General features: G+C 57.6%; 15 protein-coding genes. 2 read left to right on the top strand and 13 right to left on the bottom strand.

Annotated features, from left to right (window positions below):
• Positions 1–9: 9 nt before the first annotated feature.
• From hmeg3_RS19865 to hmeg3_RS19825, 9 genes are all read right to left on the bottom strand, one after another.
• Positions 10–759, bottom strand: coding sequence for a 1-acyl-sn-glycerol-3-phosphate acyltransferase (locus tag hmeg3_RS19865; protein ID WP_094565268.1), 750 nt, complete (start codon positions 757–759; stop codon positions 10–12).
• A gap of 57 nt (positions 760–816) precedes the next feature.
• Positions 817–1,374: a D-glycero-beta-D-manno-heptose 1,7-bisphosphate 7-phosphatase gene (gene gmhB / locus hmeg3_RS19860; RefSeq protein ID WP_198361729.1), complete on the bottom strand. Its 558-nt coding sequence runs from the start codon at positions 1,372–1,374 to the stop codon at positions 817–819.
• A gap of 47 nt (positions 1,375–1,421) precedes the next feature.
• The gene (gene glyS / locus hmeg3_RS19855; RefSeq protein ID WP_094565266.1) at positions 1,422–3,533 is read right to left on the bottom strand and encodes a glycine--tRNA ligase subunit beta; all 2,112 of its coding nucleotides are present in this window, start codon (positions 3,531–3,533) and stop codon (positions 1,422–1,424) included.
• A 127-nt stretch (positions 3,534–3,660) separates the two neighbouring features.
• Complete coding sequence (gene glyQ / locus hmeg3_RS19850) at positions 3,661–4,581, bottom strand: glycine--tRNA ligase subunit alpha (protein ID WP_094565265.1); 921 nt, start codon at positions 4,579–4,581, stop codon at positions 3,661–3,663.
• Between the two features lie 129 nt (positions 4,582–4,710).
• Positions 4,711–6,231: an apolipoprotein N-acyltransferase gene (lnt, locus tag hmeg3_RS19845; protein WP_232511746.1), complete on the bottom strand. Its 1,521-nt coding sequence runs from the start codon at positions 6,229–6,231 to the stop codon at positions 4,711–4,713.
• A gap of 106 nt (positions 6,232–6,337) precedes the next feature.
• A complete protein-coding gene (locus tag hmeg3_RS19840) occupies positions 6,338–7,225 on the bottom strand; it encodes an HlyC/CorC family transporter (RefSeq protein WP_094565263.1) in 888 nt (295 codons plus the stop codon).
• A gap of 200 nt (positions 7,226–7,425) precedes the next feature.
• The gene (locus hmeg3_RS19835) at positions 7,426–7,680 is read right to left on the bottom strand and encodes a pentapeptide MXKDX repeat protein (protein ID WP_094565262.1); all 255 of its coding nucleotides are present in this window, start codon (positions 7,678–7,680) and stop codon (positions 7,426–7,428) included.
• Positions 7,681–7,755: 75 nt separating this feature from the next.
• Positions 7,756–8,541, bottom strand: coding sequence for a molybdopterin-dependent oxidoreductase (locus tag hmeg3_RS19830; protein ID WP_094565261.1), 786 nt, complete (start codon positions 8,539–8,541; stop codon positions 7,756–7,758).
• A gap of 13 nt (positions 8,542–8,554) precedes the next feature.
• Positions 8,555–9,166, bottom strand: a complete 612-nt coding sequence (locus tag hmeg3_RS19825; RefSeq protein WP_094565260.1) for a cytochrome b/b6 domain-containing protein — start codon at positions 9,164–9,166, stop codon at positions 8,555–8,557.
• A 301-nt stretch (positions 9,167–9,467) separates the two neighbouring features.
• On the opposite strand from hmeg3_RS19825, the gene hmeg3_RS19820 reads away from it, so the two are divergent.
• On the top strand, positions 9,468–9,641 hold the full coding sequence (locus tag hmeg3_RS19820) for a zf-HC2 domain-containing protein (RefSeq protein WP_094565259.1): 174 nt from the start codon (positions 9,468–9,470) through the stop codon (positions 9,639–9,641).
• 152 nt (positions 9,642–9,793) lie between these two features.
• Here hmeg3_RS19820 and ybeY read toward each other — a convergent pair whose 3' ends face one another.
• From ybeY to hmeg3_RS19800, 4 genes are all read right to left on the bottom strand, one after another.
• Entirely contained in the window at positions 9,794–10,252 is a 459-nt protein-coding gene (gene ybeY / locus hmeg3_RS19815) for an rRNA maturation RNase YbeY (protein ID WP_094565258.1), read from the bottom strand.
• Positions 10,239–11,324 carry a PhoH family protein gene (locus hmeg3_RS19810; RefSeq protein WP_094565257.1) on the bottom strand — a complete coding sequence of 362 codons (1,086 nt, stop codon included), beginning with the start codon at positions 11,322–11,324 and terminating at the stop codon, positions 10,239–10,241. Before hmeg3_RS19810 ends, ybeY begins: the two co-directional genes overlap by 14 nt.
• Positions 11,325–11,388: 64 nt before the next feature.
• Positions 11,389–12,729 carry a tRNA (N6-isopentenyl adenosine(37)-C2)-methylthiotransferase MiaB gene (gene miaB, locus hmeg3_RS19805; RefSeq protein WP_094565256.1) on the bottom strand — a complete coding sequence of 447 codons (1,341 nt, stop codon included), beginning with the start codon at positions 12,727–12,729 and terminating at the stop codon, positions 11,389–11,391.
• 292 nt (positions 12,730–13,021) lie between these two features.
• On the bottom strand, positions 13,022–13,963 hold the full coding sequence (locus hmeg3_RS19800) for a LysR family transcriptional regulator (protein ID WP_369828841.1): 942 nt from the start codon (positions 13,961–13,963) through the stop codon (positions 13,022–13,024).
• Positions 13,964–14,014: 51 nt separating this feature from the next.
• Here hmeg3_RS19800 and hmeg3_RS19795 point away from each other — a divergent pair, with 51 nt between their 5' ends.
• Entirely contained in the window at positions 14,015–14,617 is a 603-nt protein-coding gene (locus tag hmeg3_RS19795) for a cysteine hydrolase family protein (protein ID WP_094565255.1), read from the top strand.

Raw genomic sequence — 14,617 nt, 5'->3', positions numbered from 1 at the left:
GGCCGATGGTCAGTTCTTTTTATCTACAGCGGCATAAACCGCCGGGGAAATCACGCGCATCTCTGATTCTATCCAATTTTCGACGCGTTGGCTTAATTGTGCGGGATCCAGGCCTTCCGGCGAGATCGGCTTGCCGATCGACACGGTAATGATTCCCGGTTTTTTGATGAACGATCCTTTAGGCCAGCATTCGCCGGCATTGACCGCAATCGGTACGACCTGCGTGTTGGTTTCTACCGCCAGGCGCGAGCCGCCGTGCTTGTACTTGCCCACCTGGCCCACGGGAATACGTGTGCCTTCCGGGAACATGATCACCCATTGACCATCGGCCAGGCGCTTGCGGCCTTGCACGACCACCTGAGCGAAGGCATCGCGGCCCTTGCTGCGGTCAATCGGAATCATGCGCAGCAACGCAATACCCCAACCGAAGAAAGGAATGTAGGTCAGTTCTTTCTTGAACACAAACACCAGCGGACGCGGCATGATGATCAGGTAGAAAATTGTTTCCCATGCCGACTGATGTTTTGACAAGAGAATCGCCGGCGCATCGGGAAGGTTTTCCATGCCTTTGACCTGATAACGAATGCCGCAGATCACGCGTGCGGCCCAGATCACGATGACATTCCAGCGCGACGTCAGGTAATAGCGCTTGGCGTAGGGAAACGGCGCAAACAGGATGCAGGCCATCGACCAGACGACGGTGACGATGGTCATGATCAGTGTGAACAGAACGGAACGCAAAAACAGGTTGATACGCAAAATTCAATCTCCCTAATACGATTCGGCCGGGCTCGCCATGCGAAGCCCGGACAGAACCTAAACCGACACTTCTACCGGCGCTTTTAAGATGAAGTCGACCACGCTGGCGAGATCGGGATAGACGAGTGTTCCTGGTGGCAGACCGCCTTTTTCGCGTGTCTTTTCGCCTTTGCCGGTCAATACCAGATAGGGCGCGCAGCCGGCCTTGAAGCCTGCCTGCAGATCGCGCAACGAGTCACCGACGGTGATCACGCCGCCACGCAGGCTCACGCCGAAACGCTTGGCGATTTCATTGAACATGCCTTCCTTGGGTTTGCGGCAATCGCAATTGTCGTCGGCGGCATGCGGGCAGAAAAACACCGCATCGATATCCGCGCCTACTTGCTGCGCGGCGTTGTGCATTTTCTGATGGATGGCATTGAGCGTCATCATGTCGAACAGGCCGCGTCCCACGCCGGACTGATTGGTTGCCACGACCACGCGATAGCCGGCCTGATTCAGCCGGGCGATCGCTTCCAGCGAACCCTTGATGGGGATCCACTCTGCCGGCGACTTGATGAACGCGTCCGAGTCGTGATTAATCACGCCATCGCGATCCAGAATGATCAGCTTCATGTTCTTCTTACCCTCTATCCCTGAGAACCGTATGAGCCCTGTGAAACTTAAGCAGCCAGCTTTGAAATGTCCGCAACCTGGTTGAGCATCTGATGCAACTCGGCCAGCAATGCCTGGCGATTGTTGCGCAGCTGTTCGTCTTCGGCGTTGACCATGACGTCGTTGAAGAAGGCGTCGACGTTCTGGCGCAATTGTGCCAGCGCTTTCAACGCGCCGCTGAAGTTGCCCTGGGCGTACGCAGCATCGACTTGCGGCTTCAACAGCAGCATGGCCGAATAGAGCGCCTGTTCGGCAGCTTCGCGCAGCAGGCCGTTTTGTACCGTACCCGTCACGCCACCTTCGATCTTTTTCAGAATGTTGGTGATGCGCTTGTTGGCGGCAGCCAATGCTTCGGCTTCCGGCAATGCGGCGAAGGCTTGCACCGCGTCGAGACGCTCGGTGATGTTGTCCAGGACTTCCGGCTGTTGCGCGACCACGGCTTCGATTTCGTTCGGCGAATAATTGCGCTCACGCAGCAGACCGCGCAGACGATCATAGAAGAAGGCGCTGACGTCGGCGCTCGGATCCTTGAAGTTGCTGTTACCCGCGAACAGCGCAACCGCTTCCTTCAACAAAACAGGGATCGCCAGCGGCAGGCGTTTTTCAACCAGCATGCGCAGGATACCCAGTGCATGGCGGCGCAGTGCAAAAGGATCCTTGTCGCCGGTTGGCTGCAGGCCGATACCCCAGATACCGACCAAGGTTTCTAGCTTGTCCGCCAGCGCGACGGCAGTGCCTGTGGCTGATGCCGGCAAAGCATCGCCCGCAAAGCGCGGCTGATAGTGTTCGGATGCCGCCAGGGCGACTTCGTCCGGCTCGCCGTCGTGGCGCGCGTAGTAGGTGCCCATGATGCCTTGCAGCTCGGGGAACTCGCCCACCATATCAGTCAGCAGGTCGGTCTTGGCCAGCAAGGCGCCGCGTTCGGCCAGCGCCACATCGGTACCCAGCAGTTTGGCAATCGCGCCGGCCAGCGCCTTAACGCGCTCGGTGCGTTGCAACTGATTGCCCAGTTTGTTGTGATACACCACGTTGCCCAGTTGCGGTACGCGGTCAGCCAGCAATTTTTTCTTGTCTTGTTCAAAGAAAAATTTCGCATCCGACAGACGTGGGCGCACGACGCGCTCGTTACCTTGAATGATGTGACGCGGATCCGGCGTTTCCAGATTGGAGACGATCAGGAAGCGCGAACGCAGCTTGCCGTTGGCATCGGTCAGCGCAAAATATTTCTGATTGGTCTGCATGGTCAGGATCAGGCATTCCTGCGGCACGGCCAGGAATTGATCGTCGAATTTACATTCGTAGACCACCGGCCACTCGACCAGCGCCGTGACTTCGTCCAGCAGCGATTCAGGCATCAGAACCTTGTCGTCGCCAGCTTTGCCGAGCAGATCGAGGCGAATTTTTTCCTTGCGCTCGTTGAAGCCGGGAATGACCTTGCCTTTGCTGATCAGCGTTTCGACATACGATTCCGGCGAGTCGACCGCGATCGTGCCTTGCGACAGGAAACGATGCCCCTGCGTGATCTTGTCCGCATCCAGGCCAAGGATATTCAGCGGCACGACAGCGGTGCCATGGAGCGCGATCAGGCGATGCGCAGGGCGCACGAAATGCACGGTGTCGCCGGCGGCGCGGCCGTGCTGGCGCTGATAGCTCATGACCTTGGGAATCGGCAGCTTGGCGACCGATTCTTCCAGCGCAGCCTGCAAACCGGTTTGCAGGGCAGTGCCCTTGGCGGTGTAGGTGTAGAAGAAGCTCTCGGCTTTGCCGTCCTGCGCGCGTTCCAGTTGATCCGGCGTGATGACGGTGACGCCGACTTGCGCAGCCAGCGCGGCCAGTTTCTTGACCAGCGGTGCGGAGGGGCGGCCTTCGGCGTCGAGCGCGACGCTGACCGGCAGCACTTTTTCGCGGATCGATTTATCCAGCGAGGTGGTGCGTACCTTGGTGATGGCAACCGCCAGGCGGCGGGGTGTCGCGTAGGCCGAGGCGACTGCGCCGTCTTCGAGGAAGTCGCGTGCTTTCAGTCCGTTGAAAATGCCGTTGGAAAAGGCATCGCCCAGTTTGGCGAGTACTTTCGGTGGCAGTTCTTCGGTCAGGAGTTCTACTAAAAGTGTTTGAGTCATTTTCTGTTTTCTTGCCAATTCTTGCTTGTCTGGCGCAGCGGCGGTGTTCAGCCGGTGCGCGATCCGGTCAATACTTGTTCAGGCTTATGTTCAGGCGTATTCAGGCTTGTTCAGTGAGCCCAAGCGTTCAAGCTGCCTGGCGTGCGGTGTCCGCCGCGCCGGCCATCGGGAAGCCCAGACGCTCGCGCGATTCGAAATACGCCTGCGCCACTGCGCGCGACAGATTGCGAATGCGCCCGATGTAGGCCGCACGCTCGGTCACCGAAATCGCACCGCGTGCATCGAGCAGATTGAAGGTGTGTGCCGCCTTCAGGATCATTTCGTACGCAGGCAATGCCAGCGGGACTTCGAGCAGGCGTTTGGCTTCAGATTCATAGTTGCCGAACAGCGAGAACAGGAAGTCGGTATTCGAGTATTCGAAATTGAAGGTCGACTGCTCGACTTCGTTCTGATGGAACACGTCGCCGTAGGTCAGCTTCTTCTTGACCCCGTTTTCGAGCCATTCGGTCCAGACCAGGTCGTAGACATTTTCCACGCCTTGCAGGTACATCGCCAGACGCTCAATGCCGTAGGTGATTTCACCCAGCACCGGCTTGCAGTCGAGACCGCCGACTTGCTGGAAGTAAGTAAACTGCGTCACTTCCATGCCATTGAGCCAGACTTCCCAGCCCAGGCCCCAGGCGCCCAGCGTCGGGTTTTCCCAGTCGTCTTCGACGAAGCGCACGTCGTTTTGCTTCAGGTCCAGGCCCAGTGCTTCCAGCGAGCCGAGGTACAGATCGAGGATATTCTCAGGTGCAGGCTTCAGCACGACCTGATATTGGTAGTAGTGCTGCATGCGATTCGGGTTTTCGCCGTAGCGGCCATCTTTCGGGCGGCGCGATGGTTGCACATAGGCGGCGCGCCAAGGCTCAGGTCCGATGGCGCGCAGGAAGGTCGCAGTATGCGACGTGCCGGCGCCGACTTCCATGTCGTACGGCTGGAGCAATGCGCAACCTTGCGCATCCCAATATTCTTGCAGCTTGAGAATAATCTGTTGAAATGTGAGCATCTTTTTTGTAGTTGCCGGTGACGGCAGGCAAGGAATTGCTAAAACCCTGAATTTTAGCGGTTTTTGGGGTGCTTATGCGCCCCGCATCGAGGATAGCGCCGAATAAGACAAGGAAATTGCGCTGAAATCTTAGCGCTTGCGGCGCGACAGCAGCCATGCCGCTGCCAGCGAGACAATTGCCAGCGCCAGCATCAGCTTGTTGCCGAATAGAATGTACGGCGTCTGGCCTTGATAGCCTTGCACCGATGCGCTCAGCATATTGCGTGTGTAGGGTTGCAATTCGGAGATCACTTGCCCGTTCGGCCCGATCACGGCGGTCGCGCCGGTATTGGTTGAGCGCAGCATCGGACGACCTGTTTCCAGGGCGCGCATCTGCGAGATCTGCAAATGTTGCGGCAGGGCGATGGAGTTGCCGAACCAGGCAATATTCGACAGATTCAGAAGAATGCTGGCCTGCGGCTGACCGGCGTAGTAGGCGCCACCCAGCTGGGCGGCGATTTCTTCGCCGAACAAATCCTCATAGCAGATGTTTGGCATCACCCATTGCTGTTTCACCGCAAACGGCAGTTGCAACGGGTTACCGCGCGTCATATCGCCCAGCGGGATGCTCATCATGTCGACAAACCAGCGGAAGCCGAATGGGATGAATTCGCCGAAAGGCACCAGATGGTGCTTGTCATAGCGATAAGGGCTTTTGGCGCTGGCCGGATCGGGAGAAAAACCGATCACACTGTTGGCGTACTGGTTGGGGCCGTCAGACAGCGGAATGCCCAGCGCCAGATGGCTACCGGAGCTCTGGATAAAACGGATCAAACGTGCCAGATAATCCGGCGGCAACTGCTGCGGCAGCAGCGGTACGGCGGTTTCCGGTGTCGCAATCAAATCAGCGGGAGCACTGCGAATCATCTCGTCGTACATATTCAAGGTAGACAGCAGCGCTTCATTGGAAAATTTCATTTCCTGCGGAATATTTCCCTGCAGCATGCGTGCGGTGATCGGTTGGCCGACAGGTGTTGTCCATTGCACCAAATGCAAGGCTGTGCCCGCACAGGCCAGCACTACCGCCAGCACCGCGGGCAGGATGCGCCGGCCTGTACGCAGGCTCACCATCGCCAGACAGCCTGCGATGACGGCTGCAATCCACGCCAAGCCGTAGACGCCGATGAGCGGAGCAAAACCTGCCAGCGGGCCGACGTTATGCGCGTAACCGGAAGTCAGCCAGGGAAATCCCGTGAACAGCCATCCGCGAACCCATTCCGATAAAGCCCATAAGGCCGGCAGCACCAGCAGCAGCAGCACGGCGGGCGAAACCTGCCAGCGCTGTTTTAGCCAGCCTGCCAGTCCTGCAGTAAGCGCTGCATAAATACCGAGATAGGCAGCCAGTAAGCCGACTGCCAAAGCTGCCATCCATCCTGCCATGCCGCCATAGTCGTGCATGCTGATGTACAGCCAGTGCACGCCGCACGCTGCCCAGCCGAAGCCATAAAGCCAGCCGGTGAGCGCATTGCGCCTGAATGACGTTGTGCGGCTGATCTGGCGAAACACCCAAGCCAGCGTCAGGATCTGAATCGGCCAGATGTTGAAGGGGGCGAAGGCTAGCACATTGAGCACGCCGGCCAGCAAAGCGATGAGCGGCGTCCATCTTGTCACTGTAGTTGACGTTTCAACATGATGGGACGCGGTGGATGCAGTCAAGGCATCCGTTGCAGTGTCTGTGCCGGCGGGGGAGTGAGTCGGGAGGTTCACGCAGGGAAACTTATTCTTCTTCCTCGGCTGCCGGGTTTTCCGGCAGTTTTTCCACCAGCAGCACATGCGCCTGGCGAGCATCGGCGCGCAGCACTTCGAAGTGCATGCCGGCGATGTCGAACTCGTCGCCCTTGCGCGGTACGCGGCCGAGATGGTTGGCGACCAGACCGCCGATGGTGTCGGCGTCCTCGTCGGAGAATTCGGTTTCCAGGGTTTCGTTGAACTGGGTGATTTCGGTCAGCCCCTTGATGCGCCAGCGTGGGCCGTTGGCGCCGTCCTTGATGGCAAGGATGTTGTCTTCTTCTTCGTCAAAATCGTATTCGTCTTCGATATCGCCGACGATTTGTTCCAGCACGTCTTCAATCGTGATCAGACCGGCAACGCCGCCGTATTCGTCGACAACAATGGCCATGTGGTTGCGATTGGCGCGGAAGTCGCGCAGCAACACGTTGAGGCGTTTCGATTCGGGGATGAAGACGGCGGGGCGCAGCATGTCGCGCACATCGAAAGAATCTTCCGCGTAATAACGCAGCAGATCCTTTGCCAGCAAGACACCGATCACCTTGTCGCGCTCTCCTTCGACAGCCGGGAAGCGGGAGTGCGAAGTCGACAGCACTTCAGGCATCCAGGTTTCGATCGGTTTGGTGATGTCGATGGTGTCCATTTGCGAACGCGGCACCATGATGTCGCGTACGGCCAGATCGGATACCTGAAACACGCCTTCAATCATCGACAGCGCGTCGGCGTCAATCAGATTGCGCTCATGTGCGTCGTGCAGGACTTCGAGCAACTCTGCTCGGTTTTCAGGTTCAGGGGAGATGAGTGCAGTGAGACGTTCAAATAAAGAACGGTGTGGTTTAGCGTCAATGGATTTGACGCTACTAGGGTGATCTTGCATATGGCGTGAGCCGTGGGTCCGACGTTGTTTCGATGGCCATAGGATACAACAAATATATGACAAATCTACTAAAACGCGATTTCCTGCTCAGCGCGAACAACGAATGAAGCGGACAGAACGTCGCAAATTACAACAATTTCCGGATGGACATGTCCGCAGCATGCGCATGCCGCGAACATGTCGAAAGAAACGAAGTGTGATTACTTCTTCATTTCATCCTTGGCCATGCCGTCCTTCGCCATACCATCCTTAGCCATACCGTCTTTGGCCATGGAATCCTTGCTCATAGAGTCTTTCTTTTTCATCTTGTCTTTCTTCATGCCGTCTTTTTTCATGCTGTCCTTCGACATCGAGTCTTTGGCCATGTCGTCCTTGGCCATGGTGTCGGCAGCGTAGGCGCCCGAAACGGCAGCCATCATCAGACAGGCGAACAGTGTGGAGAGTGCTTTTTTCATGTGGAGCTCCTAGAAATAAAAATTGGTAAAAAAGTGGCAAAAGCGCCATGAACCCGGCAATGACTTGGCAACTTGCTAAGCACCGCCGAACCAGTTGTACCCCTGGTCTTCCCAGTAACCGCCGGGGTAAGTGTTGGTTACTTCGATTGAAGCAATGTGCTTCGGATTCTTGTAGCCCAGTTTGGTGGGCATGCGCAGCTTCATCGGGAAGCCATACTTCGGCGGCAGAATCTCGCCGTCGTAGGTCAGCGTCAGCTGCGTTTGTGCGTGTAGCGCGGTCGGCATGTCGATGCTGGTGTAATAGTCATCGGCACAGCGGAATGCGATAAATTTGGCATTGAGGTCGGCGCCGATATGTTTCAGGAAGCCGGCAAACGGGACGCCGCCCCAGCGGCCGATAGCACTCCAGCCTTCCACGCAGATGTGGCGCGTGATCTGCTCCACCTGTGGCAGGCGACGCAGTTCCGGCAGTGTCCACGTTTTCTTGTTGCTGACCAGTCCTTTGATCTCCAGGCGGTAATCGTCGCCGTCGACTTCGGTGATTTCGTCTTCGCCGTAAAACGCATTGAACGGAAACGGTCGTGTGATCATCGACGCCGGATAGGTCGGCGCCATCTTGTTCGGATCAAACAGCCAGGCCTGCACGCCGTCGTTCATGCGCGAGATTTTGGTGAGCATGCGATTGACCGATTCGTTATCGGTAATCTCGCAGCCGGTCAGCAGCGACAGGCCTCCCAGCGTCAACGCGCGTTTGCCGAACAGACGGCGCGAAGGCATGGCCAGTTCGAGTTCGCGGCGTGCATCCTTGATGATGAGTTCGCTATCGAGCGTGGAAGGCAGGCGATGGGGTTTCTTGATCATGATGATGTTCCCCTCAGCGTCCGCGCAGCATGGCGAGCAAGGTGCGCGGCACCAGCGCCACCATCACGATATGTACGACGATGAACAGCACCAGAAAACTCATCGCGAAAAAATGCACGATGCGCGCACTGTCAAAGCCGCCCATCAAGTCGCGCAGTAAGGGAAGCTGCACCGATTTCCAGATCGCCAGGCCGGACACCACAATCAGAATGAGATCGGCAATGACGGATAGATACGCTAGTTTTTGCACCGCGTTATAGTGATCGAGCGACGCGTGCTGCAGCTTGCCTTTCAACGCTTGCACAAAGTCATGCAGGACTTCCTTCGGGCGCAACGGAAAGAATTTACGTTGTGCACGTCCGCTTAGCAGGTTGAGTGCGAGATACACAAGGCCGTTGATCGCCAGCAGCCACATCGCGGCAAAATGCCACTGCAATGCGCCGCCGAGCCAGCCGCCCAGTGTCCATTCTTTAGGAAAGACGAAGGGAAAAATTGGCGAAGCATTGTAGATGCGCCAGCCGCTGGCGATCATGATCACGACAGAGAAGGCATTGATCCAGTGCGTTACGCGCAGCCACAGCGGGTGCACTGTCTTGGCGGGCGGAACGGCCGGGGTGGTCGGCATGACCGATAGGGAAGCTTTCACAATCGTCTCCTGAGTATATGGCGCAATGCAAAACGTCTTCGATCAGATTCGTGTGAGGCGTTTTGCGATTCCATGCCCCTTGGTCGCAGCGACCGGGTGATTTCTTACAGGCGGAGAGAAAAAGAATGAAAACGGAAGAGCATTTTGCCAACACTTAAAAATTTAGCGAGAAAGCGGTCAGCAAAATGTAAGAATTCGGGTCGATCGCCGACTAAACGATACGGAACCGGCGAATTGGGTGACGGCGCGTCATCTACAATGACGTCACTGGAGAGAATAGATGAAATGCAAGGAAGCACACCGCGTCTTGTGCGAGGCGCAAGACAACAAGCTATCGTTTGCGCGAAGGCTGGCGCTGCGCTGGCATCTGGCCATTTGCGACCGTTGCACGCGCTTTGGACGGCAGTTGGAATTTTTGCGGACAGCGGTCAGACGCTACCGCGACAAGGAATAGTTATCAGCGTCAGTACAGCATCGGTGTTGAAATAAACGATGCCGCAAAGCATTACACCAATTGTTGCACTATGGACATCGAGCCACCTCAGATGATGGCTTGAAGCAAAAATGAACGGCGGCACGCCTCAGTCGGCGATGCGGGTTTCAAGCTCAACCGCGATCGGCGTAAGGATTGTCGAAGCCCAGGCCCGCCAGAATCTCCGTCTCCAAAGCTTCCATCTCGGTCGCCTCTTCCTCTTCTTCATGATCGTAGCCTTGCGCATGCAACACGCCATGGACGATCAGGTGCGCCGCATGATCCAGCAGCGGCTTCTTTTGCTCAGCGGCTTCTTTTTCCAGTACATCGGTGCACAGGATGATGTCGGCTTGCGTGACTTCGCTGTTTTCGTCTTCCGTGTAGGCAAACGTCAGCACGTTGGTGGCGTAGTCTTTGCCGCGATAGTCGCGGTTCAACGTCTGGCCTTCTTGGGCATCGACAAAACGAATCGTCAGCTCGGCAGGCGCAAACAGCGCCGCCTGAATCCATCGGCGGATCTGCGGGCGCGGCACGCTTTCTTTCAAACGTGGATCGGCGTACTGGACGGAAAGAGTCAGTTTATTTTTTTGCATGACGTGGCTTGGCCGACTGAGTCAGGCCCTGGCTGAGACGTTTGACGGCGTTGTTGGAAGTGATGTGGGCGTTGCCGTTTGGCGCTGCAGCTTCATAAGCATCGACAATGCGCGCCACCATCGGATGACGCACCACGTCGCTGCTGGTGAAGCGCGAGAACGCAATGCCGCGCACATCGTGCAGCACATTGAGCGCATCGATCAGGCCGCTTTTTTGGCCGTGATGCAAGTCGATCTGCGTGACGTCGCCTGTCACCACTGCTTTGCTGCCGAAACCGATACGGGTGAGGAACATCTTCATCTGTTCCGGCGTCGTGTTTTGCGCTTCATCGAGAATGATAAAGGCGTGGTTCAGCGTACGGCCGCGCATATAGGCCAGCGGTGCGATCTCGATCGCCTGTTTTTCAAACAGCTTCTGTGTGCGATCAAAACCAAGCAGGTCGTAGAGCGCGTCATACAGCGGACGCAGATACGGATCAACCTTTTGCGCCAGATCGCCGGGCAAGAAGCCCAGGCGTTCACCGGCTTCCACCGCCGGACGCGTCAGCACGATGCGTTGTACGGCGTCCCGTTCCAGCGCATCGACAGCGCAGGCTACGGCAAGATAAGTCTTGCCGGTGCCGGCCGGGCCGACGCCGAAGGTGATGTCGTGCTCCAGAATTGCGTGCAGGTATTCGCTCTGATGCGGTGTGCGGCCACGCAGGTCGTGCTTGCGTGTTTTCAGTACCGGGCTCTCGATTTCAGTCTTTTCTGTTTTGTCGATGGCGGTATCTGCATCGCCGAGTTCAGCATCGATGATCGCCGTGGCGCGTTGTTCGACCAGCGCCAGCTGAATATCTTCCACCGATACCGGCTTGTCCGCCAAGGCGTAAAAGCGTTCGAGGATCGTGACTGCGCGCTCGGCGTTGGTGCCGCTGGCGATGAATTTTTCGCCGCGGCGGAAAATCGTCACATCGAGAGCGGACGAAATTTGCCTCAGGTTTTCATCCAAAGGACCGCACAGATGCGCCAGACGTTTGTTGTCGAGCGGTTGCGGGATGAAGTACTGAGGCTGGCTGGGTGATTTTTTCAATCTGGCTCGATATCAGTGAGATAAGGTTAGGTAGATCCGGTTAAGCAGATCGGATTGGACTGAATTATTGCTTGACCACGATCTCGCCGCGCAGCGAGAACGGGAATGCCTGCAGAATCGAGACGTCGACCATCTGGCCGATCAGGCGCGCACCATTCGGGCCGCTGGCGAAATTGACCACGCGGTTGTTTTCAGTACGTCCTTGCAACTCGTTGGGATCCTTCTTCGACGGACCTTCTACCAGAATGCGCTGTACTGAACCGACCATGCTCTGGCTGATCTTGTTGGCGTTGTCCTGTACGACCGCCTGCAGATGCTGCAGGCGCTTCAACTTGACTTCGTATGGCGTATCGTCGGTCAGATTGGCTGCCGGCGTACCAGGACGCGGGCTGAATACGAAGCTGAAGCTGGTGTCGTAGCCGATGTCGGTGATCAGCTTCATCAGCGCGTTGAAATCTTCTTCCGTCTCGCCCGGGAAGCCGACGATGAAGTCGCTGGAGATGGCGATGTTCGGACGCACTTCGCGCAAGCGGCGCAGCACCGATTTGTATTCCAGTGCGGTGTAGCCGCGCTTCATCGCTGCCAGGATACGGTCGGAACCGTGTTGCGCCGGCAGGTAGAGATGATCCACCAGCTTCGGCACCTTGGCGTAGGTGTCGATCAGCCGCTGAGTGAATTCCTTCGGATGGCTGGTGACGAAACGAATACGTTCGATGCCGGGGATGTCGGCGATATATTCAATCAGCAAGGCAAAGTCGGCGATTTCGCCATCGGCCATGGCGCCGCGGAAGGCGTTGACGTTCTGGCCCAGCAGCGTGATTTCCTTGACGCCCTGTTCAGCCAGTCCGGCGACTTCGGTCAGTACGTCTTCAAAGCGGCGCGAGACTTCTTCGCCGCGTGTGTAAGGCACCACGCAATAGCTGCAATACTTGCTGCAACCTTCCATGATCGATACATAGGCAGAAGCACCTTCAACACGTGCCGGTGGCATGTGATCGAACTTCTCGATTTCAGGAAAGCTGATGTCGACCTGCGCACGGCCGGTAAAGCGGCGCTCGCTGATCAGTTGCGGCAGGCGGTGCAGGGTTTGCGGGCCGAACACCATATCGACGTAAGGTGCGCGTTTGACGATGGCTTCACCTTCCTGCGATGCCACGCAACCGCCTACGCCGATCAGCAGGTCGGGATTGAGTTTCTTCAGTTCGCGCAGACGGCCGAGATCGGAAAACACTTTTTCCTGCGCCTTTTCACGCACGGAACAGGTGTTGAGCAGGATGATGTCCGCATCTTCCGGCTTGTCGGTCTTGATCAGGCCGTCGGAAGCGTTGAGCACGTCGGCCATCTTGTCCGAGTCGTACTCGTTCATCTGGCAGCCGAAGGTTTTGATGAATACTTTTTTCTGCATAGTTGTCAATCAAGCATGAGGGCGCGGCAGGGAGTCAAAGTCGGTGCCGGCAAGGGGAAGCAGAGGCGAGTCGCGTATTGTTGCCGCCCGGCGCGAATTGCATTCAGTTGCAAGCTCGGTAGCAAAAACAGCGAGACGGCTGTCTTGCGGCGCGGGCAAGGCGAGTGCGGATCGTCATCCCATGCACTTCCAAGGTTCGCGATTATAGCACCGGATGCCCAGTCAAGCGGGGCAGGTGGCAGTCTGCGGCAAGGTTCTGCAACAGGATGAAAAATGGTATTTCGGCAATAAATCAGGCCTGCGCTGAAAAACAACTGTCCAGCCAGTCCAGCACGGCGCGCAGGCGTGGCAGGGATTTCAAATCACGGTGATAGACCACCCAGATTTCCCGATGCAGCTGCGGCTGGGTTTCCGCCAGTTCCAGATCGGGCGCCAGCAAATACTGGGGCAACAATGCCAGCCCCACCCCTGCACGTGCCGCCACGCATTGCGCCACCAGGCTGGTGCTGCGAAAGCGCACCGGGTTGTTGCCGGCATGGTCAGCCAGCCACAGCGTCTCCGGGATCTCCGGCACGCCATCGTCATAACCGATGAAAGCCGCGGATGCGGGGTGATTGCGCCAGTCATCCACGCGCGCCTTGCTGCCGCAGAGAAAGTAGCTGATCTTGCCCAGGCTTCTGGCAATCAGGTCGCCGTCCTGCGGCCTGGCAAAACGGATTGCCAGATCGGCATCGCGCCGCGCCAGGCTGACGGTCTGATGGCTCATGCTGAACTCAACGTCCAGATTCGGCCATTGATCCAGCAGGGAAGGCAGGCGTGGCGCCAGAAACATCGTCGCCAGCGCATCGGTGCTCGCGATGCGCACCTTGCCCTCCATGCGGATATCCTCACCGGCCAGCCGGCGCGCCAGTTGGGCCGTCTGCGCCTGCATCTCACGCGCAGCGCCCAGCACCGTTTCACCGAGGCGCGTCAGTTCGGTGTCGTCGCCGCGCCGTGTGAAGAGAGGGCCTTGCAAGGCAAGCTCCAGCATCTGCAGGCGTCTGCTCACGGTGGCGTGCGTGACGTCCAGCGACCGTGCGGCTCCCGAGAAGCTGCCGGCTTCCACAAAGGCGGCAAAGGTGCGCAATCCTTCCCAGTCCGCAGACAGGTTTTGTACAGGGGGATTCGGCGCAGCTGTTAATTTATTCACGGGTGGCTGCCTGTTTTTGCGAATTGATGTACGTATTTTAACCATCTACCATGGCTTCAGTTAGCTGTACTTACTGAACATTCAAAGGAGTCCGCCATGTCCACACCCAAAACACTGCTGCAAATCGCCGGCGCCGCACCGCGCACCCCGCAATGGAAGGACGCCGCGCTGATCCTCATCGACCATCAGACCGAATACACCAAAGGCGGCGTGCCGCTGGCCGGCATTGACGCCGCCATCGGCGAGATCGCGCAGTTGCTCAAACAGGCGCGCGCTGCCGCCGCTCCGGTTTTCCACGTGGTTCATCACGCCAAGCCCGGCGCGGCACTGTTTGATCCGCAACGTGAATACGTCAACATCATTGACGGCTTGCAGCCGCAAGAGGGGGAGGTGACCGTCGTCAAGGCGCTGCCGAATTCCTTCTCGAATACGACACTCGATGCTGAACTGAAAAAGGCCGGGAAAAAGGAATTGATCATCGCCGGCTTCGCCACGCACATGTGCATCAGCGCCACCACACGTTCGGCGCTCGATCATGGCTATGTGTCGACGGTCGTGGCGGCAGCATGCGCCACACGCGATTTACCGGATGCATTGGGCGGCGGTGTCGTCTCCGCAGCAGAGATACAGCGCGCGTCGCTGGCGGCGTTGGCCGATCGGTTTGCGACGGTGGTGCCGAGCGCAGCTGCGCTCGTTTAA

Source organism: Herbaspirillum sp. meg3 (assembly GCF_002257565.1).
Taxonomy (GTDB): Bacteria; Pseudomonadota; Gammaproteobacteria; order Burkholderiales; family Burkholderiaceae_D; genus Herbaspirillum.
This window is presented reverse-complemented; position numbering and strand designations above follow the sequence as displayed.

Bases quoted from the DNA above. Each gene is read 5' to 3' on its own strand.
- gmhB (WP_198361729.1), bottom strand. From the start codon at position 1,374: ATGAAGCTGATCATTCTGGATCGCGATGGCGTGATTAATCACGACTCG.
- hmeg3_RS19820 (WP_094565259.1), top strand. From the start codon at position 9,468: ATGAAATGCAAGGAAGCACACCGCGTCTTGTGCGAGGCGCAAGACAAC.
- hmeg3_RS19835 (WP_094565262.1), bottom strand. From the start codon at position 7,680: ATGAAAAAAGCACTCTCCACACTGTTCGCCTGTCTGATGATGGCTGCC.
- hmeg3_RS19795 (WP_094565255.1), top strand. From the start codon at position 14,015: ATGTCCACACCCAAAACACTGCTGCAAATCGCCGGCGCCGCACCGCGC.
- hmeg3_RS19800 (WP_369828841.1), bottom strand. From the start codon at position 13,963: ATGGTTAAAATACGTACATCAATTCGCAAAAACAGGCAGCCACCCGTG.
- glyS (WP_094565266.1), bottom strand. From the start codon at position 3,533: ATGACTCAAACACTTTTAGTAGAACTCCTGACCGAAGAACTGCCACCG.
- glyQ (WP_094565265.1), bottom strand. From the start codon at position 4,581: ATGCTCACATTTCAACAGATTATTCTCAAGCTGCAAGAATATTGGGAT.
- hmeg3_RS19840 (WP_094565263.1), bottom strand. From the start codon at position 7,225: ATGCAAGATCACCCTAGTAGCGTCAAATCCATTGACGCTAAACCACAC.
- hmeg3_RS19830 (WP_094565261.1), bottom strand. From the start codon at position 8,541: ATGATCAAGAAACCCCATCGCCTGCCTTCCACGCTCGATAGCGAACTC.
- miaB (WP_094565256.1), bottom strand. From the start codon at position 12,729: ATGCAGAAAAAAGTATTCATCAAAACCTTCGGCTGCCAGATGAACGAG.
- hmeg3_RS19825 (WP_094565260.1), bottom strand. From the start codon at position 9,166: ATGCCGACCACCCCGGCCGTTCCGCCCGCCAAGACAGTGCACCCGCTG.
- ybeY (WP_094565258.1), bottom strand. From the start codon at position 10,252: ATGCAAAAAAATAAACTGACTCTTTCCGTCCAGTACGCCGATCCACGT.